Origin of the sequence: Cognatilysobacter terrigena, assembly GCF_004361065.1 — a bacterium.
GTDB classification, from domain to species: Bacteria; Pseudomonadota; Gammaproteobacteria; order Xanthomonadales; family Xanthomonadaceae; genus Cognatilysobacter; species Cognatilysobacter terrigena.
In genome coordinates, this window is sequence record NZ_SELT01000006.1 from 64,118 (window position 1) to 84,097 (window position 19,980).

Sequence of the window (19,980 nt, forward strand, 5' to 3'; positions counted from 1 at the left end):
CGCGTGCCTAGAACGTTACGAGTTCCCGTCGCGGCGCTGACGCGCTTCCGCACGCAGCTGGCGCAGCCGCGCCAGCTTCTCGCCCAGCTTGATCTCGAGGCCGCGATCGACGGGCCGGTAGTACTCGCGTTCGCCCATCGCATCGGGAAAGCCGGTCTGGTCCAGCGCGATGCCGCCTTCGGCGTCGTGGTCGTATTGGTAGCCCTTCGAGTAGCCGAGCGATTTCATGAGCTTGGTCGGCGCGTTGCGCAGGTGCATCGGCACCTCCTGCGTGCCGAGCTGGCGCACATCGGCGCGCGCTTCGTTCCATGCGACATAACCGGCGTTCGATTTGGCGGTCGTCGCGAGATAAATCACCACCTGCGCGAGCGCCAATTCGCCTTCGGGACTGCCGAGGCGATCGAACGTCTCCCAGGCGTCGATGGCCATGTCGAGCGCGCGCGGATCGGCGAGCCCGATGTCCTCGACAGCCATGCGCGTGATGCGACGCGCGAGGTAATGCGGGTCCGCGCCGCCGTCGATCATGCGCGCGAACCAGTACAGCGCGGCGTCCGGGTTCGAGCTCCGCACGGATTTGTGCAGCGCCGAGATCTGGTCGTAGAACTGTTCGCCGCCCTTGTCGAAACGTCGCGTGCGATCGGCCAGGACCTGCGCGAGCGTCGTCTCGGTGATGCGGCCGCCCTCGCCCGTCGCGAGTTCGGCGGCGATTTCGAGCAGGGTCAGCGCGCGGCGGACGTCGCCATCGGCCGCGGTAGCGATCTGCCGAAGCAATTCGTCATCGACTTCGATGCCCTGCCCTCCGAGCCCGCGCTCCGCATCGTTCAACGCCCGATGCAGCGCTTCGACGAGATCGTCGACGGCCACGGCTTCCATCACGTGCACGCGGCAGCGCGACAGCAACGCGGAGTTCAATTCGAACGACGGGTTCTCGGTGGTCGCGCCGACGAACACGATGGTGCCTCGCTCGATCGCAGGCAGGAACGCATCCTGCTGCGCTTTGTTGAAGCGATGCACCTCGTCGACGAAGAGCACGGTGCGGCGGCCTTGGGCGAAGCGATCGGCGGCCTCGGCGAGCACCTGACGCACTTCGGGCAGACCGGATAGCACGGCGGAGATCGCGCGAAATTCGGCGTCGGCGTAGCGCGCGAGGAGCAGCGCCAGCGTCGTCTTGCCGCAACCCGGCGGGCCCCAGAGCACCATCGAATGGATGCGGCCCGATTCGACCGCGCGCCTCAATGCCGAGTTCGGCGCGAGCAGGCGCTTCTGCCCGACCATCTCGTCGGGCGTGCGCGGACGCATGCGCTCGGCGAGCGGACGCATTGCGTCCACAGCAGCGTCGTCTTCGAAGAGGCGGGGCGTGGTGCGTTTGGCCACGGCGTGCGGTGGGGGATCCGGGCCCGCACCTTACCAGCCGCGCGTCAGAGGCTCGCGATGCCCGTCGTGGTCGCCGACCACTCGCTACCCGGGCCGAGTTCGTAATGCACGCGCACCCAGCGATGCGACGTGTTGTCGTAGAGGCCCTGGACCTGCGCCGGCGTCGACCCGTCCGCGCCGAAGTCGACCAGGCCCGCGCCATCGACGCGCACGAAACGACCGACGTCCGTCGCCTTGACCGCACCTGCCGTCCACTTGACCGGTTGGCTCTGGAACTCGGTCTTCAACGCCTTCGTGACTTGCGCGTCGAGCGACGTCGCGAGCGAGGAACCTGCCGCCACCGCCTTGCCATCGCCGCCGCCGAGTTCGAGCTGCGGATACGTCACCTCGGTGCTCGCCGTGTCGTACATCGCCGCGAAGCGGAACGGGATCCACTCGCCCTGCCCGTCGATGCGGAGGCGGCCATCCCCCGTAACCTGACGGTCCTGGATGCTGGCGGGCCGCACGTCGACCTTGCCGAGCTGCACGAGCACGTCCGAGGTGTCGAACTGGCGCGTGATGCTGCCGATGACGGCTGCAGCGATGGCGTCGTCCACCTGTTCGCGCGTCTGGACGCGGGCAGTCGGGGCCGGTGCCGTCGGCTGCGCCACCAGCGGGGCAGCGTTGGCCATCGGACGATGCCCCGCGACGAGCGAGGTGGCGGCGAGAGCGGAGAACGTACCGACCGAGAGGAGCGTGCTGCGAAGCGGCATTGCAGTGACCTTGCTGACACGACAGATCGCGTGTGAAGGTCACTCTCGGGACGCCCGCGTCGATGTTTCGTGATAACGCGCGCCAGAAAAATTCAATCTTTCCAAACGGTTAAGGGACGTTTCGATCCCTTCACCGAACGGTCGCCGCAGCGGGACGGGCGGCACGAAAAAGGGGCGGTCGCCCGCCCCTTCTCTACGATCGATCGGCGTTGCGATCAGCCGCCGATGACGTCCACGCCCTTCGGTACGGCGAAGCGGAATGTCGCAGGCGGAAGCGGCGCGTTGCGCTTCCAGTCGGTGAAGCTGATATCCGTGCGCTGGCCCAGCTGGTCGACCACCTGCATCTTCGCCAGACCGGCCGGCCCGAAGCCGAGCTTCGCGCTGCGGAAACCGGACGACGAGGCGTCGCCCTTCGGCGTCAGCGACAGCCACTGCAGGCCATTGGCGACGCCGGCGTCCTGCACCTTGAACTGGGCATCCAGACGGGCCGGATCGGTCAGCGCGGCAAGCGGACTGGTGCGTTCTTCCGCACCCTGCGGACGCTTGGTCACCTGCTGCAGGTCGGGTTCGTAGATCCACACGGTCGTGCCGTCCGCCACGATCTGCTGCGGATAAGGCTTCGCGTATTCCCAGCGGAACTGCTTCGGCGCCGACAGCGACACGCGCCCGCTGCTGGTCTCCTTGAGCTTGCCCCGCTGGTCGAAGACCTGCTGGGTGAAGCGGCCGTCGAGCGTCTTCAGGCCCTTGGTGAACGTGTTGAGCTGGTCGCGCGCGCCGGCGGACGCGCTGCCCGCGATGAGCATCAGGCCGGCGGCGGCAAGGGTCGTCATGGAACGCATGGCGATCTCCAAAAAGGTCTGCCGCGAGTCTGTGCGGCGCTTCATGAACAGGGTGCGAGTGTCGGCCCGATCGCCGAATTCGTCTTCAGCGCGACGCCAGCCTCAGTGCTTCGGCGGCGGCGGCGCAAGCACGCTTCGGTCGCCGTTGTGCTCCGGCGGGCTCACGACGCCGGCGGCTTCCATCGCCTCGATCAGTCGTGCGGCGCGGTTGTAGCCGATCTTGAGGCGGCGCTGGACGCCGGAAATCGAGGCGCGACGGCTCTCCGTGACGATCCGCACCGCCTCGTCGTACAGCGGGTCGGATTCGTCGCCACCGCCGCCGCTCGATTCCGGAAGGCCGGTCGGTCCGACGACCACGCCGTCGCCCATCGTCTGCACTTCCTCGAGCACACCCTCGATGTAGTCCGGCCCGCCGCCGATCTGCTTGAGGTGCTCGACGACGCGATGCACTTCCTCGTCCGACACGAACGCGCCGTGCACGCGCTCCGGCATCGACGTACCCGGCGGCATGTACAGCATGTCGCCGTGGCCCAGCAGTGTTTCCGCGCCGGACTGGTCGAGGATCGTGCGGGAGTCGATCTTGCTCGACACCTGGAATGCGATGCGCGTCGGGATGTTGGCCTTGATCAGGCCGGTGATGACGTCGACCGATGGGCGCTGCGTCGCGAGGATCAGGTGGATGCCCGCCGCGCGCGCCTTCTGCGCAAGGCGCGCAATCAGCTCTTCGACCTTCTTGCCGACGATCATCATCATGTCGGCGAATTCGTCGATGAACACGACGATGTACGGCAGCGGTTCCAGCGGACGCGGCGCCTCGCCGGCTTCCGCGTTCGGACGGAACAGCGGGTCCATCAGTGGTTGGCCGGCGTTGATCGCGTCGGTCACCTTCTTGTTGAAGCCCGACAGGTTGCGCACGCCGACCGCCGACATCAGCTTGTAGCGGCGCTCCATCTCCGCCACGCACCAACGCAGGCCGTTCGCGGCCTCCTTCATGTCCGTCACGACCGGCGCCAGCAGGTGCGGGATGCCCTGGTAGACGCTGAGCTCCAGCATCTTCGGGTCGATCATCAGCATGCGGACGTCCTTGGCGGACGCCTTGTAGAGCAGCGACAGCACCATCGCGTTGACCGCGACGGACTTGCCCGAGCCGGTCGTACCCGCGACCAGCAGGTGCGGCATGCGCGCGAGGTCTGCGACGGTCGGCCGCCCGGCGATGTCCTTGCCGAGCGCCAGCGTCAGCGGGCTGGTCGACTTGTCGTACTCCTTGGACCGCAGGAGTTCGGACAGGTAGATCATTTCCCGGCTGACGTTCGGGATCTCCAGGCCGATCACCGACTTGCCCGGAATCACGTCCACCACACGCACAGACTTTACTGAAAGTCCGCGCGCTATGTCCTTGTCCAGACTGGAAATCTGGCTGACTTTGATGCCCGGGGCGGGTTCGATTTCGAATCGCGTGATGACCGGGCCCGGATATGCACCCACTACGTGAGCATCGATCCGGAAGTCCTTGAGATTGAACTCGATTTGGCGCGACAGCGTCCCGAGCGTGTCGGTGTCGTAGCCCTTCGGCTGCGGCTTGGGATCATCCAGCAGCGCGAGCGGCGGAATGCCGGTGCCGTCGGGCACGTGGAACAGCGGAATCTGCTGCTCGCGCTTGGCGCGCTCGCTCTTCTCCACCACCGGCGCCGGCGGCGGCTCGATCTTGACCGGCTCCCGCTTCTCGCGCTTTTCGGTCTCGACCTTCCGGACCTTTTCGCGCTCCTCGCGGAGGACGCTGACCTCGCGACGCTCTACGACCTCGCGCGCGCTGCGTCGGAACACCTTGGAGACGAACGGACCTGCGGCGACCATCAGGCCGCCGAGGCGGTCCATCACGTGCAGCCACGACAGGCCCGTCGCCAGCGTCACGGACGTCAGCAACAGCGCCAGCAGGAAGAGATTGCCGCCGAGACGGCCGAAGCCGCGACCCAGCGAATTTCCGACGAGTCGGCCGAGGATGCCGCCGGCCTGCGAGACGTCTTCGGTGATGCCCAGGCGTAGATGCAGCAGCCCGGTCATCGCGATGAGGAACGCGACGAGTCCGACCAGGCGCAACGCTGGAGTGAGGTCGCTCTTCTCCGGCTCGGGATCCTTCTGGAACATCGCGATCCAGACGATCGCGCCGAGCACCAGCGGCAGCAGATAGGCCGCGTAGCCGAACAGGTTGAAGAGGATGTCGGCGACGATCGCGCCGATTCGCCCGCCGAGGTTGTGCAGCGGCGCAGTCACCGCGCCCGAACTCGTCCAGCCCGGATCCTGCCGCGAATAACTGAAGAGTGTCGCGACCAGGTACAGCAGCGCGGGCGCGATGAAGATCAGCGCGATGTCGCGCGCCATGCGCTGGCGCCCCGGCGACATGCCGGGCCGGGGCTGGGACGGTGAAGCCGCGTTCGCGGCCTTCTTGCGGGTTGCGGCTGGCGCCTGCGCCACGTGAGATGCAGCCTTAGGTCGAGCGTCTTAGTCGTTGAATATACGTGAAAACCGGCGCCGCATAAGGCCGACGCCGGTTTCCTGAGGTCGCGCAGTGCGACCGGTACCGCGGATTGTGTCGGGGCGCCGTCTCAGGCGCTCAGAGCACCATGTCCTGCAGCGCCGGATGGACGATCTTGCCGCCCTCGACGTTGATGCCGCGCACCAGCGCCTGATTGCCGCGCCAGTCGCCGCCGGCCAGCTTGTTCACCCACGGCAGGATCGCGGCGCAGATCGCCTGCGACGAGGTCTGCGGCACGGCGCCCGGCATGTTCGTCACGCAGAAGTGGGTGACGCCCTCTTCGACGTAGGTCGGTTCCTTCCAGGTGGTCGGACGCGACGTCTCGAAGCAACCGCCCTGGTCGATCGCGAGGTCGACGACGACCGAACCGTCCTCCATGCCCTTCAGCATCTCGCGCGTCATCACGTGCGGCGCCTTCGCGCCGGTCACGAGCACGGCGCCGATCACGAGGTCGGCCGACGCAACTTCGCGCGCCACGACGTCGTGATACGGATACAGCGCGGTGACGTTGTTGCCGAGGCGCATCATCTCGTCCATGCGGTCTTCGCGCATTTCGAAGACCGTGACGTTCGCCCCGCCCGCCGCCGCGAGCGCCGCCGACGCGCCGCCGGCGCGACCCGCACCGAACACGACGACCTTGCCGCGCTCCGTCGCCGACAGGCCACCGAGCAGCTTGCCCTTGCCGCCCATGGGCTGATGCAGAAGGTGCGTACCGACCTGCACGCCGATCTTGCCGGCGATGACGGACATCGGCGCCAGCAGCGGCAGGTCGCCGTTCGGCAGCTCGACCGTCTCGAACGCGACGCCGGTCAGGCCGATGTCGAGCAGTTGCTTCGTCAGCGTCGGCTCGGCGGCGAGGTGGAGGTAGCAGAACAGCAGGTGATCCTTGCGCAGATGCGCGAGGTCGCCGGCGATCGGTTCCTTCACCTTCACGATCATCTCGCCCTTCTCATAGAGAGCGGCGGCGTCCGGCGCGATCTTGACGCCCAGACGGGTGTACTCGTCGTCCTTGAAGCCGCTCTTCAGGCCCGCGCCCTGCTCCAGCCACACTTCGTGGCCGCGCTTGACGAGGTCGCCGGCAGCCGCCGGCACGAGCGCGACGCGCCCTTCGAGGGTCTTGGTTTCCTTCGGTACACCGATGCGCATTGCTGTCTCCGTGACGCCGCGGCCGCGGAGCGGCGAAGGCGCGAGTCTTCGTGGGGATGGGCTGCGGTGTTGCGACACCGCGCCTTGTGCTGCCGTCATGCGACCGCCAAGCTATGGCGCGTCCCGGCGTCCATTCGCGGCGGCGGAATGATGGGCCTTCAGACCCGTCGTTCCACCTGCCGAAATGCACGCATCACATAACGCGCCATTATATCCATGACCCTTTCGAAGCACTCGCGGCTGCTCATCCTCGGCTCCGGTCCCGCCGGCTGGAGCGCCGCCGTCTACGCGGCCCGCGCGAACCTCAAGCCCGTCGTCATCACCGGCCTGCAGATGGGCGGCCAGCTGATGACGACCACCGAGGTCGACAACTGGCCGGGCGATGCGCACGGCCTCATGGGTCCGGACCTGATGGCACGCATGCAGGCGCATGCGGAGCGCTTCAACACCGAAGTGATCTTCGATCACATCCACACGGCGGATCTTTCGCAGCGCCCGTTCCGCCTGCGCGGCGACAGCGGCGAATACACCTGCGACGCCCTGATCATCTCGACCGGCGCGACCGCGAAGTACCTCGGCCTGCCGTCGGAAGACGCGTTCAAGGGCCGCGGCGTCTCCGCCTGCGCCACCTGCGACGGCTTCTTCTACAAGGACCAGGACGTCGCCGTCGTCGGCGGCGGCAATACGGCGGTGGAGGAAGCGCTCTACCTCGCCAACATCGCCCGCAAGGTCTACCTCGTGCATCGCCGCGACACCCTGCGCGCGGAAAAGATCATGCAGGACAAGCTGTTCGCGAAGATCCAGGCCGGCAAGATCGAGCCCGTCTGGCATCACGTCGTCGACGAGGTGCTCGGCAACGAAGCAGGCGTCACCTCGCTGCGCGTACGGTCCGTGCTCGATGAGTCGACTCGCGAACTCCCGGTGCATGGTTTCTTCGTCGCCATCGGTCACACGCCGAACACCGCGCTGTTCGAAGGTCAGCTCGCGATGTCCAACGGCTACATCACCGTGCAGTCGGGGATCGAGGGCAATGCGACCGCGACGTCGATTCCCGGCGTGTTCGCCGCCGGCGACGTCGCCGACCAGCACTACCGCCAGGCCATCACCTCGGCGGGCTCCGGCTGCATGGCGGCACTGGATGCGGAGCGTTATCTCGACAAGGCCGGCTGACGCCGGCAGGCGCGCGCCGCGATGACGTTGCGCGCGCGCTGGATCGATCGCATCGCGGATGTCGAGGCGTCCGCATGGGATGCGCTCGCGGGCGACGCACATCCCTTCGTCCGCCACGCGTTTCTGTCGGGCCTCGAATCGACCGGCTGCATCCAGCCGCGCATGGGCTGGACGCCGCGTCATCTGACGTTCTGGGACGGCAGCGATCTCGTCGCGGCGGCGCCCTGCTATGCCAAGACCAACTCCCACGGCGAATTCGTGTTCGATCACGCGTGGGCGCATGCCTACGCGCGCTACGGCCTCGACTACTTCCCGAAGCTTCTCTGCGCCGTGCCCTACTCGCCCGTGACCGGCCCGCGCCTGCTCGCGCGCGACGCCGGGGGGAAGCGTGCACTCGTCGACGCGCTGCGCGATGCCTGTGGCGACGGCTATTCGTCCGCACACGTGAACTTCCACGTCGCGCAGGACGACGCGGCCTTCGACGCCGACTGGCTCGAACGTCTCGACGTCCAGTACCACTGGGAAAACACCGGCGACTGGCGCGACTTCGACACCTTCCTCGCCACGATGGACCACAAGCACCGCAAGAACATCCGGCAGGAACGCGCCAAAGTCGCGCGGTCAGGCGTCGCGGTCCGCATCGTCCACGGTGACGAAGCCTCGGACGCCGACCTCGAGGCGATGCACCACTTCTACCTGCAGACGTTCGCCGAATACGGCAATCGGCCAGCGATCACACTCGGCTTCCTGCAGCACCTCGCGCGCACGATGCCGCAATCGCTCGTCATCATCCTGGCGGAGCGCGAGGGCCGCCCGATCGCCGGAGCACTCTGCCTGCGGGGCGCCGACACGCTGTACGGCCGCTACTGGGGCAGCATCGAGCAGCACCCCGGCCTGCACTTCGAAACCTGCTACTACCAGGGCCTCGACTACTGCCTGCGCGAAGGCCTGCGTCGTTTCGAACCCGGCGCGCAGGGCGAGCACAAGCTGTCCCGCGGCTTCCTGCCTACGCTGACGCGGAGTCGACACTGGATCGGTGAGCCCGCGTTCCGCGAAGCGCTCGCCGGCTGGTGCGCCGAAGAGCGCGAGGCGATCTGTTCGTACGCGCGCCAACTCGAGCGCAGCAGCCCGTTTCGACAGGTGGACGCGTGAGTCCGCTGCGCCTTCCCTGGCTGGACACACGGCCAGACGCGCCGTTCCCGGATCCTGCGACCGCCCTGCGCGAGCCCGACGGACTGCTCGCCATCGGCGGGGACCTGCATCCGATGCGCCTGCTCGCCGCCTACCGCGCCGGGATTTTTCCCTGGTTCTCGGAGGGCGAGCCGCCGTTGTGGTGGTCGCCGGATCCGCGCACGGTGTTCCGCACGGATCACGTTGCGACATCGCGCCGCTTCCGTCGCGGCCTGCGGACCTGCGGCTGGATCGTGCGCGCCGACACGGCATTCGAAGCCGTGATCGAGCGCTGCGCGAGCGTGCCTAGGCCCGGCCAGCATGGCACATGGATCACCGTCGCGATGCGCGAGGCCTACATCCGCCTGCACCGTCTCGGTCACGCCCATTCGGTCGAGGCCTGGGACGGCAACGGGCTGGTCGGTGGCATCTACGGCGTGGCGATCGGGCGCATGTTCTTCGGCGAGAGCATGTTCAGCCTGCGACCCGAGGGCTCGAAAGTGGCGATCGCAGGGCTGGCCCATCGGCTGGCCGGCTGGGGCTGGCCGCTGATGGACGCGCAGGTCGAAAACCCGCATCTGCTGTCGCTGGGTGCGGAACGATGGCCGCGGCCGGCGTTCCTCGAGGCGGTCGCGTCGCTGGTGGATCGCCCCGGCCTCGAGGGCACCTGGACCGAGGTGTTCGGCGACCTCCCCGCCCGCGAGCTCTCGCGCCCGCCCGCCACGTGAACCCGGGCGTTTTGCGCCGGTTCCGCCCCGCGTGGCACAATCCACGGCTTCCTACGCCCGTTTCAGCACCACTCCAAGGACCCCATGGCAAAAGACGACGTGATCGAATTCGAAGGCACCGTGTCGGAAACACTTCCGAACACGATGTTCCGCGTTCGCCTCGAAAACGGCCACGAGATCATTGCCCACATCTCCGGTCGCATGCGGAAGAACTACATCCGCATCCTCACCGGTGACCGGGTCAAGGTCGAAATGACGCCGTACGACCTCACCAAGGGCCGTATCACCTACCGCATGAAGTAATCGCGGCGATGCAGGCATGAAAAAGGCGGCCCGAAGGCCGCCTTTTTCGTTTCCATCTTTGCGAACCGTGACCGTCAGTGCTCGACGGTCGCCGGCAACAGCTTCTCCGGCTCGGCCTTGGCGTCGACGACCAGCTTGTCGTCGCGCACGTCCACCGTCACGCGGCCACCCCCGACCAGCTTGCCGAACAGCAGTTCGTCCGCCAGCGGACGCTTGATGTTCTCCTGGATGATGCGGGCCATCGGGCGCGCACCCATCTGCGGATCGAAGCCGTGCTTGGCGAGCCAATCGCGGGCTTCCGGCGTCGCGCTGAGCGTGACGTTCTTGTCGTGCAGCTGGGCCTCGAGTTCGATGATGAACTTGTCGACCACGCGCAGGATGTGATCCATCCCGAGCGCCTGGAACTGCACCACCGCGTCGAGGCGGTTGCGGAACTCCGGCGAGAAGCTGCGACGGATCACTTCCATCGCATCCGACGCATGATCCTGCTTGGTGAAGCCGATCGAGCGACGCGAAGCCTGTGCAGCGCCCGCGTTTGTCGTCATCACCAGGATCACGTTCCGGAAGTTCGCCTCACGACCGTTGGTGTCGGTCAGCATACCGCGATCCATGACCTGCAACAGGAGGTTGAAGATGTCCGGATGCGCCTTCTCGATCTCGTCGAGCAGCAGCACGCAGTGCGGCGTCTTGACGATCTTCTCGGTCAGCAGGCCGCCCTGGTCGAAGCCGACGTACCCCGGAGGCGCACCGATCAGGCGGCTCACCGAATGGGCTTCCATGTATTCCGACATGTCGAAGCGCACCAGCTCGATACCGAGCTGCATGGCGAGCTGCTTGGTCACCTCGGTCTTGCCAACGCCGGTCGGGCCGGCGAACAGGAAGTTGCCGATCGGCTTGTCCGGATTGCCGAGGCCCGAGCGGGCGAGCTTGATCGCGGACGTCAGCGAATCGATCGCCGGGTCCTGACCGAAGATCACCATCTTCAGGTTGCGCTCGAGGTTACGCAGCACGTCCTTGTCGGTCGCAGTGACCTGCTTGGCCGGGATACGCGCCATCTTGGCGACGATGGTCTCGACTTCCTCCACGTCGATGACCTGCTTGCGCCGGTCCTCGGGCAGCAGGCGCTGACGCGCGCCGGCTTCGTCGATCACGTCGATGGCCTTGTCCGGCAGCAGCCGATCGCCGATGTGCTTCACCGACAGGTCGACCGCCGCCTGGATCGCGTCATCCGCATACGACACGCCGTGGTGCGCCTCGTACTTCGGACGCAGGCCGCGCAGGATTTCCACCGCTTCGCTGACCGTCGGCTCTACGATGTCGATCTTCTGGAAGCGACGTGCGAGCGCACGGTCCTTCTCGAAGATACCGCGGTATTCCTGGAACGTGGTCGAGCCGATGCAGCGCAGCTCGCCCGACGACAGCGCCGGCTTGATCAGGTTGGACGCATCCATCGTGCCACCCGACGCCGAACCCGCACCGATGATGGTGTGGATCTCGTCGATGAAGAGCACGGCCCCCGGAATCTTGCGCAGCTGCTGGAGCACGGACTTCAGGCGCTTTTCGAAGTCGCCGCGATACTTCGTGCCCGCAACCAGCGCGCCCAGGTCGAGCGCGTAGATCGTGGCGTCGCTCAACACCTCCGGCACGTCGCCGTCGACGATGCGCTTGGCCAGGCCTTCGGCGATCGCGGTCTTGCCGACGCCGGCTTCGCCGACGTACAGCGGGTTGTTCTTGCGACGACGGCAGAGCACCTGGATCGTGCGCTCGACTTCGTCCGCTCGGCCGACGAGCGGATCGATCTTGCCTTCGCGCGCGAGCTGGTTGAGGTTCGTCGCGAACTCGGTCAGCGCGTCGCCCTTGCCTTCGCCGTCGCCACCGTCCTGCCCGCCCTGACCTTCCTCGCGGCCGGACTCTTCGCCACCCTGCTTGCTGATGCCGTGCGACAGGTAATTGACGACATCGAGACGCGCGATGTCCTGCTGGTTGAGGAAATAGACCGCGTGCGAATCCTTTTCGCCGAAGATGGCGACCAGGACATTCGCGCCGGTGACTTCCTTCTTACCGGACGATTGCACGTGGTAGACCGCGCGCTGCAGAACCCGCTGGAAGCCCAGCGTCGGCTGCGTGTCGCGGTCGCTGTCGTCCGGCAACACGGCGACCGACGTGGCGATGGCCTCGTCGAGTTCGCGGCGCAGGCGCGGCATGTCCGCATCGCATGCACGAAGCACGCCTTCCGCGGACGGGTTGTCGAGCAGCGCCAGAAGCAGGTGCTCGACGGTCATGAATTCGTGTCGAGCCTCGCGGGCGCGCTTGTAGCACTGCCCGATGCTGTACTCGAGATCCTTGCTGAACATGTGGAAGCCTCCGAAGCGTCTGCGTTACCAGATGGGGGCCGGTAGCGCGGTTTAAACCGCTTTTAGGCCTTTTCCATCGTGCACAACAAGGGATGCTGGTTGATCCTTGCGTATTCGTTCACCTGCGACACTTTCGATTCGGCAATCTCGCGCGTGAAAACCCCGCAAACGCCGCGGCCGCGGGTGTGCACGTGGAGCATGACCTGCGTCGCTTTTTCGATATTCATCGCAAAAAACCGCGTCAGGACGTCGACGACGAAGTCCATCGGCGTGTAGTCGTCGTTCAGCAAGAGCACCGAATACATCGGCGGCGGCGCGACTTCCGGCCGGCTGGTCTCGACCGCAAGGCCGTGCTGCCCGTGATGATCCTGTTCGTGCGAGGTGTGCTTCGGCATCGCGCCAGTATAAGTCGCGCGACATGGACGGCCGACGCACGGCCCCGGCAGAATGCCGCTTTGGATTCATGGGAACGATCATGGCGCGCAGTCCCGACCGCAACGTTCCGATGGCGACACTGTGCATCTCGCGCGTCTCGTCTGGTGCGACGCTCGTCGCACGGAGCGCCCTCGCGTGACGGCCGATCCGCGGTTCTGGCAGCCCGATGTGACGGTCGCGACCGTCGTCATCGATGGCGGCCGCGTGCTGGTGGTCGAGGAGAGGGTCGCCGGGCGACTCGTCCTGAACCAGCCGGCCGGCCATCTCGAACCCGACGAGCCGATCACGCACGCGGCAATCCGCGAGACGCTCGAGGAGACGGGTTGGGATGTTCGCCTCACCGGCTTCGTGGGCGCCTACCAGTGGAAGGCGCCGTCCGTCAGCCTGGCCGGCGCGGAACACACCTACGTGCGGTTCGCCTTCGTCGCCGAGCCCCTGCATTTCGATCCGTCGCGCACGCTCGATGACGGCATCGTCCGCGCCGTGTGGATGACCCCCGCCGAACTGCAGGCCGATGCCGCGCGTCATCGCAGCCCGCTCGTCTGGCGCGTCGTGGCCGACGCCCTCGCCGGCCGACGTTTTCCGCTCGAACTGGTCACCGCGGTGGCGTGATGGCCGGCGCGCGCACCATCGTCGGGATGTCAGGCGGCGTCGATTCGTCCGTCGCAGCGTTGCGCCTGCGCGATGCGGGCGAAGCGATCGCCGGGCTCTTCATGTCGAACTGGGCCGACGACGGCAGCGGCGATTGCCGCGCCGAGGACGATCGTCGCGATGCCGTCGCGGTCTGCGGGCGCCTTGGGCTGCCGATCCATTTCCGCGACTTCTCCAAGGAATACTGGGGCGGCGTGTTCGAGCATTTCGTCGCCGAGTACGCCGCGGGCCGCACACCGAATCCGGACGTGCTGTGCAATCGCGAAATCAAGTTCAAGCACTTCCTCGACGCCGCGCACGATCTCGGTGCAGAGCGCATCGCGACAGGCCACTACGCGCGTGTCGACGAGCGCGACGGCCGATGGCGCCTGCTGCGCGCGCTCGACCGCAGCAAGGACCAGAGCTACTTCCTCCACCAGCTCGGCCAGCCGCAACTTGCGGCGACGCTGTTTCCGCTGGGCGAACTGCCGAAGACCGACGTCCGCCGCATCGCTGCCGACGCGGGCCTGCCGACGGCGTCGAAGAAGGATTCGACCGGCATCTGCTTCATCGGCGAACGCGACTTCCGCGAATTCCTCGGTCGTTACCTGCCGGCACGCGAAGGCGAAATCCGCACGCCGGACGGCGTCCGCGTCGGTCGCCATCCCGGTGTCTTCTATTTCACGCTTGGGCAGCGCGAGGGCCTCGCGATCGGCGGCGTTCGCGGGCGCGAGGCGGCGCCGTGGTACGTCGTCGGCAAGGACGTCGCATCCAACGTGCTGTACGTCGAACAGGGCATCGACAATCCGTGGCTGATGTCGACGCAGCTGTCGACCGAAACGGCGCACTGGATTTCCGGCGCTCCGCCGGCGATGGAATTCGAATGCACGGCGCAGACGCGCTATCGCCAGAATGACGAGCGATGCCGCGTCCGCGTGCGCGACGACGGCCGGCTGGACGTCGTGTTCGAGCGGCCGCAGCGCGCGGTGACGCCCGGCCAGTCGCTGGTGCTGTACGACGGCGACGAATGCCTGGGCGGCGCGGTCATCGACGCCACCGACGCTCCGCTCGACGCTTCCCGCAAGGCCGCCGCATGACCCGCACCACCTCCGAGATCGCCGCGTCGCTCGCATCGGTCGAACCGATCTACGACCGCGTGGTTGCGCTCGCCGGCTTGCTGCAGGCGCTCGCCCAGGTGCGCCGAATTGCGGACACCGGCGAGTCGAACGAGGACATCCTCGCGACCTGCATCGGCTCGCTGTTCCGCTTCGACGCCCGCACGACCGCCGACGTCTACGGCGGCCTCGAGCACGTGCGTCCCGGCCTGCTGCTGCTTCGCGACTACCTGTCGGGCGCGCAGCGCGACGAAGCGTTGCCGCGCCTCGCCATGCCCGTGCTGCAACTCGAGCGCCGCTTCGTGCGAGACACGGCGATGACCGACCGCGTGCGGCGCGGACTGGAAATGCTCGCGGGGCGATTCGAGGTCGATGGTGCGACGCATCCGGACGTCATCGCGCCGATCGGCCAGCTGTATTCGCAGACGCTCAGTACGTTGAAGCCGCGCGTGCTCGTCCAGGGCAATCCGCATTACCTCGGCCAGCCGCGCGTGGTCGCCGAGGTGCGTGCGGTGCTTCTCGCCGCCGTGCGTTCGGCGGTGCTGTGGCGCCAGCGTGGCGGCAGCCTCTGGGACTTTGCGTTCCAGCGGCGCGCCATGGCCGCCGCGATCGACGCGCACCTGGGCTGATGCTGCCCGTACGACGCCGGATGCGGCATAATTAGCCGGTTTTCCCGCGTCGATTCGTTCCGGCGGCCCCGCGCCGCCGATGCAGACCGCCGCGTTCCCTGCCGCCTCCACGGAGCCCTCATGGCCGACTCCTTCGCCACCCGCGCGCAGCTTGCCGTCAACGGCAAGTCGTACACCTATTTCAGCCTCCCGACGCTGGGCCAGCGCTTCAACCTGGCGCACCTGCCCTACTCGATGAAGATCCTGCTGGAGAACCTGCTCCGGCACGAGGATGGCGTCACGGTGCTGCCTGAGCACATCGAGGCGGTGGCGACGTGGGATCCCAAGAGCGAGTCGGACACCGAAATCGCCTTCATGCCGGCACGCGTGGTGCTGCAGGACTTTACCGGCGTGCCCTGCGTGGTCGACCTCGCGGCGATGCGCGACGCAGTGACCAAGCTCGGCGGTTCGCCGGCGCAGATCAACCCGCTGATTCCCTCCGAACTGGTCATCGACCACTCGGTGCAGGTCGACGTCTACGGGCGCCCGGACGCCGCCGACATCAACGGCAAGATCGAGTTCGAGCGCAACATGGAGCGCTACAGCTTCCTGCGCTGGGGCCAGAAGGCGTTCGACAACTTCAAGGTCGTGCCGCCGAACACCGGCATCGTGCACCAGGTGAACCTCGAGAACCTCGCCCGCGTGGTCGTCGAGCGTGACGTCAACGGCGAGCTGCAGGCGTTCCCGGACACCGTGTTCGGCACCGACTCGCACACGACGATGATCAACGGCATCGGCGTTCTCGGTTGGGGCGTCGGCGGCATCGAGGCCGAGGCCGCGATGCTGGGCCAGCCGTCGTCGATGCTGATTCCGCAGGTGGTCGGCTTCAAGCTGACGGGCGCGCTTCCGGAAGGCACGACGGCGACCGACCTCGTCCTCACCGTTACCCAGATGCTTCGTGCGCTGGGCGTCGTCGGCAAGTTCGTCGAGTTCTTCGGTGAAGGCCTGCAGCACCTGCCGCTGGCGGACCGCGCGACGATCGCCAACATGGCGCCGGAATACGGCGCGACCTGCGGCATCTTCCCGATCGACGCGGAAGCGCTGAACTACCTCCGCCTGTCCGGCCGCTCGGATGAGCAGATCGCGCTGGTCGAGGCCTACGCCAAGGCGCAGGGCCTGTGGCACGAAGCGGGCGCTCCGGAGGCGTCGTACTCCGCGGTGCTCGAGCTCGACCTCGGCGACGTCAAGCCGTCGCTCGCCGGCCCGAAGCGTCCGCAGGACCGCGTGCTGCTCGAGAAGGTCAAGGACAACTACCAGGCGAACCTGGGCGGCCTGACCTCGAACCGCGATGCGAAGAAGTCCGAGCTCAAGCGTTTCGACGCCGAAGGCGGCGACCAGCCGCAGGCCGAGCACCTTGCCGCGAAGCCGAAGTCCAAGATCCGCATGAAGGATCAGGACGTCGAGCTCACCGACGGCGCGGTCGTCATCGCTGCGATCACCTCGTGCACCAACACCTCGAACCCGGCCGTGATGCTCGGCGCCGGCCTGCTCGCGCGTAACGCCGTGCGCATCGGCCTCAAGAGCAAGCCATGGGTGAAGACCTCGCTCGGCCCGGGCTCGCTGGTCGTCACGGACTACCTCAAGAAGGCGGGCGTGCTCGGCGACCTAGAGAAGCTCGGCTTCGACGTCGTCGGCTACGGCTGCACCACCTGCATCGGCAACTCCGGCCCGCTGCCGGACGAGGTCTCGCGCGGCATCGCCGAGAACGATCTCGTGGTGACGTCCGTGCTGTCGGGCAACCGCAACTTCGAGGGCCGCGTGCACCCCGAAGTGAAGATGAACTACCTCGCCTCGCCGCCGCTGGTCGTCGCCTACGCGATCGCCGGCACGGTCGACATCGACCTGACGAACGATCCGATCGGCCACACCGATGACGGCCGGGCCGTGTTCCTGCGCGACATCTGGCCGACCAACAAGGAAATCGGCGACGTCATCGCCGCGACCATCGGGCCGGAGCTGTTCAAGCAGAACTACGCCGACGTGTTCAAGGGCGACTCGCGCTGGAACCAGATCGCCGCGCCGGAAGGCGAATCGTTCGCGTGGAGCGATGCGTCGACCTACATCAAGAACCCGCCCTACTTCGACGGCATGTCGATGCAGGTCGGTTCGATCGACGACATCAAGGGTGCGCGCATCCTCGGCCTGTTCGGCGACTCGATCACCACCGACCACATCTCGCCGGCCGGCAACATCAAGAAGGATTCGCCGGCGGGCCGTTACCTGATGGAGCGCGGCGTGCAGCCGGTCGACTTCAACAGCTACGGTAGCCGTCGCGGCAACGACGACGTCATGGTGCGCGGCACGTTCGCCAACATCCGCATCAAGAACCTGATGCTGGGCGGCGAGGAAGGCGGCAACACGCTGTACTTCTCGGGCGACGCGCAGCCGGAAAAGCTGGCGATCTACGACGCCGCGATGAAATACAAGGCGTCGAACACGCCGCTCGTGGTGTTCGCGGGCAAGGAGTACGGCACCGGTTCGTCGCGCGACTGGGCGGCCAAGGGCACGAACCTGCTCGGCATCAAGGCGGTCGTCGCCGAGAGCTTCGAGCGCATCCACCGCTCGAACTTGGTCGGCATGGGCGTGCTGCCGCTGCAGTTCATGCCGGGCGAGAATGCCCGTGTGCTCGGCCTCGATGGCTCCGAGACGGTCGCGATCGAAGGCCTCAACGACGGCGCGAGCAAGACGGCGACGGTCGTCGCCAAGCGTGCGGACGGCTTCGAGAAGCGTTTCGAAGTCCGCGTGCTGCTGCTGACGCCGAAGGAAGTCGAGTACTTCCGCCACGGCGGCATCCTGCACTACGTGCTTCGTCAGCTCGCGTCGAAGAAGGCCGCGTAAGGTCGACTTCTGACAATTCGACGGTACGGAACGGGACGCTTCGGCGTCCCGTTCCATTTCCGGTGGCCACTGCACGGTCGTGTCCGCTGAGCCATACAGAATCCGTCGGCGGCAGGGATCACTTTTTCGTTGCACCGCGCCTTGCGACCGCCGCGAGGCCTATGCTCCAATCCGGCGACCGTACGGGCCCGAATCCGCACGGAACCTGCAGAAACCGCGAAAACAAGGGGAATTCGCATGACGCAAGACCGGCCCTGGCTGGCGAGCTATCCCGCCGGTGTTCCGGCCGAGGTCGACGTGGACGAATACCCGTCGATCGTGTCCGTCCTGCAGAGCGCCATCGCGAAGTATCGCGAGCGCCCGGCTTTCTCCAGTCTCGGCAAGACGATCACGTACGCCGAGGTCGACGCACAGAGTGCGCGCTTCGCTGCGTATCTCCTCGGTGAGCTCAAGCTCAAGCGCGGCGATCGCATCGCGATCATGATGCCGAACTGCCTGCAGTACCCGATCGCGCTGTTCGGCATCCTGCGCGCCGGCCTGACGGTGGTGAACGTCAATCCGATGTACACCGCGCGCGAGCTGCGCCATCAGCTCGAGGACGCCGGCGCCGTCGCCATCCTCGTGATGGACAACTTCGCGCACACGGTGCAGGAAGTGCTGCACGAGACGTCGGTCAAGCACGTCATAACGACCGCGCTCGGCGACTGCCTCGATTTCCCGAAGCGCGCCGCGGTCAACTTCGTCGTTCGTTACGTCAAGAAGATGGTGCCGGATTACGACATCCCGCACGCGATCCGCTTCAACGACGTGATCGAAGCCGGCGAGAAGCTCGCGTTCAACGATGCGGACGTCGACATCGAGCCGGAAGACATCGCATTCCTGCAATACACGGGCGGTACGACGGGCGTCGCCAAGGGCGCGATGCTGACGCACCGCAACCTCGTCGCGAACATGCAGCAGGCGGCGGCGTGGATCGGCACGAACGTGCGCTACGGCGAAGAAACGATCATCACCGCGTTGCCGCTGTACCACATCTTCGCGTTGACGGCGAACGGCCTTGTTTTCATGAAGTTCGGTGGCCTCAACCACATGATCACGAACCCGCGCGACATGCCGGGTTTCGTCAAGGAACTTCGCAAGGTTCGTTTCACCGCGATCACCGGCGTCAACACGCTGTTCAACGGCCTGCTCAATACGCCGGGCTTCGAGTCGATCGATTTCTCGACGCTGCACCTCACGCTCGGCGGCGGCATGGCCGTGCAGCGTTCGGTCGCCGATCGCTGGAAGCAGGTCACGGGCTGCACGCTGGTCGAAGCCTATGGCCTGACGGAAACGTCGCCGGCGGCGTGCATCAATCCGATGGATCTCAAGGATTACAACGGCGCGATCGGCCTGCCAATTCCGTCGACCGATGCATGCCTGAAGGATGACGATGGCAATGTCATGCCTGTCGGCGAAATCGGCGAACTGTGCATCAAGGGTCCGCAGGTGATGCGCGGTTACTGGAATCGCCCGGAAGAGACCGCGAAGGTCATCGACGCCGACGGCTGGCTGCACACGGGCGACATGGCGCGAATGGACGAGAACGGCTTCTTCTATATCGTCGATCGCAAGAAGGACATGATCCTCGTGTCGGGTTTCAACGTGTATCCGAACGAGGTCGAAGACGTCATCGCGATGATGCCGCAGGTGCTCGAAGTCGCTGCGGTCGGCGTGCCGGACGAGAAGTCCGGCGAAGCGGTGAAGGTGGTGATCGTGCCGAAGGATCCGTCGCTCACCGCGGAACAGGTCATCGCGCATGCGCGCGAAAACCTCACGGGTTACAAGCTTCCCCGCTACGTCGAGTTCCGCAAGGAACTGCCGAAGACGAACGTCGGCAAGATCCTGCGTCGCGAACTGAGGCAGGCCGTCGCGGCCTGACGGTT

The 19,980-nt window shown here is 66.5% G+C and carries 15 protein-coding genes and 1 pseudogene; 9 read left to right on the forward strand and 7 right to left on the reverse strand.

Annotation, left to right across the window (positions count from 1 at the left end; genetic code table 11):
• Positions 1-15 precede the first annotated feature (15 nt).
• From EVS83_RS05750 to EVS83_RS05770, 5 genes are all read right to left on the reverse strand, one after another.
• Positions 16-1,320, reverse strand: coding sequence for a replication-associated recombination protein A (locus EVS83_RS05750; RefSeq protein WP_133500073.1), 1,305 nt, complete (start codon positions 1,318-1,320; stop codon positions 16-18).
• Positions 1,321-1,418: 98 nt separating this feature from the next.
• Positions 1,419-2,126 (reverse strand): hypothetical protein, encoded by a 708-nt coding sequence (locus tag EVS83_RS05755; RefSeq protein WP_133500074.1) that lies wholly within the window; start codon positions 2,124-2,126, stop codon positions 1,419-1,421.
• 215 nt (positions 2,127-2,341) lie between these two features.
• A complete protein-coding gene (gene lolA / locus EVS83_RS05760; RefSeq protein ID WP_133500075.1) occupies positions 2,342-2,965 on the reverse strand; it encodes an outer membrane lipoprotein periplasmic chaperone LolA in 624 nt (207 codons plus the stop codon).
• A 102-nt stretch (positions 2,966-3,067) separates the two neighbouring features.
• Complete coding sequence (locus EVS83_RS05765; protein WP_133500076.1) at positions 3,068-5,365, reverse strand: DNA translocase FtsK; 2,298 nt, start codon at positions 5,363-5,365, stop codon at positions 3,068-3,070.
• Positions 5,366-5,576: 211 nt separating this feature from the next.
• Positions 5,577-6,644: an alanine dehydrogenase gene (locus EVS83_RS05770; RefSeq protein ID WP_133500077.1), complete on the reverse strand. Its 1,068-nt coding sequence runs from the start codon at positions 6,642-6,644 to the stop codon at positions 5,577-5,579.
• Between the two features lie 216 nt (positions 6,645-6,860).
• On the opposite strand from EVS83_RS05770, the gene trxB reads away from it, so the two are divergent.
• The 4 genes from trxB (at position 6,861) to infA (ending at position 10,015) form a co-directional block, all read left to right on the forward strand.
• Positions 6,861-7,814, forward strand: coding sequence for a thioredoxin-disulfide reductase (gene trxB / locus EVS83_RS05775; RefSeq protein WP_133500078.1), 954 nt, complete (start codon positions 6,861-6,863; stop codon positions 7,812-7,814).
• A 21-nt stretch (positions 7,815-7,835) separates the two neighbouring features.
• Positions 7,836-8,966, forward strand: a complete 1,131-nt coding sequence (locus EVS83_RS05780) for a GNAT family N-acetyltransferase (protein ID WP_133500079.1) — start codon at positions 7,836-7,838, stop codon at positions 8,964-8,966.
• The gene (gene aat / locus EVS83_RS05785; RefSeq protein WP_425456069.1) at positions 8,963-9,712 is read left to right on the forward strand and encodes a leucyl/phenylalanyl-tRNA--protein transferase; all 750 of its coding nucleotides are present in this window, start codon (positions 8,963-8,965) and stop codon (positions 9,710-9,712) included. Before EVS83_RS05780 ends, aat begins: the two co-directional genes overlap by 4 nt.
• Before the next feature lie 84 nt (positions 9,713-9,796).
• A complete protein-coding gene (gene infA, locus EVS83_RS05790) occupies positions 9,797-10,015 on the forward strand; it encodes a translation initiation factor IF-1 (protein WP_027083105.1) in 219 nt (72 codons plus the stop codon).
• Between the two features lie 74 nt (positions 10,016-10,089).
• On the opposite strand, the gene clpA is transcribed toward infA, so the two are convergent.
• Positions 10,090-12,369 carry an ATP-dependent Clp protease ATP-binding subunit ClpA gene (clpA, locus tag EVS83_RS05795; protein ID WP_133500080.1) on the reverse strand — a complete coding sequence of 760 codons (2,280 nt, stop codon included), beginning with the start codon at positions 12,367-12,369 and terminating at the stop codon, positions 10,090-10,092.
• A 62-nt stretch (positions 12,370-12,431) separates the two neighbouring features.
• A complete protein-coding gene (clpS, locus tag EVS83_RS05800) occupies positions 12,432-12,764 on the reverse strand; it encodes an ATP-dependent Clp protease adapter ClpS (RefSeq protein ID WP_133500081.1) in 333 nt (110 codons plus the stop codon).
• A gap of 175 nt (positions 12,765-12,939) precedes the next feature.
• On the opposite strand from clpS, the gene EVS83_RS05805 reads away from it, so the two are divergent.
• The 5 genes and pseudogenes from EVS83_RS05805 to EVS83_RS05825 all read left to right on the forward strand — a co-directional run bounded on the left by EVS83_RS05805 (position 12,940) and on the right by EVS83_RS05825 (position 19,975).
• Positions 12,940-13,416: an NUDIX hydrolase gene (locus EVS83_RS05805; protein WP_246022794.1), complete on the forward strand. Its 477-nt coding sequence runs from the start codon at positions 12,940-12,942 to the stop codon at positions 13,414-13,416.
• Positions 13,416-14,531, forward strand: coding sequence for a tRNA 2-thiouridine(34) synthase MnmA (gene mnmA / locus EVS83_RS05810; RefSeq protein WP_133500083.1), 1,116 nt, complete (start codon positions 13,416-13,418; stop codon positions 14,529-14,531). The genes EVS83_RS05805 and mnmA overlap by 1 nt, the downstream gene beginning before the upstream one ends.
• Complete coding sequence (gene hflD, locus EVS83_RS05815) at positions 14,528-15,178, forward strand: high frequency lysogenization protein HflD (RefSeq protein WP_133500084.1); 651 nt, start codon at positions 14,528-14,530, stop codon at positions 15,176-15,178. Before mnmA ends, hflD begins: the two co-directional genes overlap by 4 nt.
• Before the next feature lie 120 nt (positions 15,179-15,298).
• Positions 15,299-17,983: pseudogene (acnA, locus tag EVS83_RS05820) on the forward strand (aconitate hydratase AcnA); the annotation flags it as partial.
• A gap of 309 nt (positions 17,984-18,292) precedes the next feature.
• Positions 18,293-19,975 (forward strand): long-chain fatty acid--CoA ligase, encoded by a 1,683-nt coding sequence (locus EVS83_RS05825; protein WP_133500086.1) that lies wholly within the window; start codon positions 18,293-18,295, stop codon positions 19,973-19,975.
• Positions 19,976-19,980 lie beyond the last annotated feature (5 nt).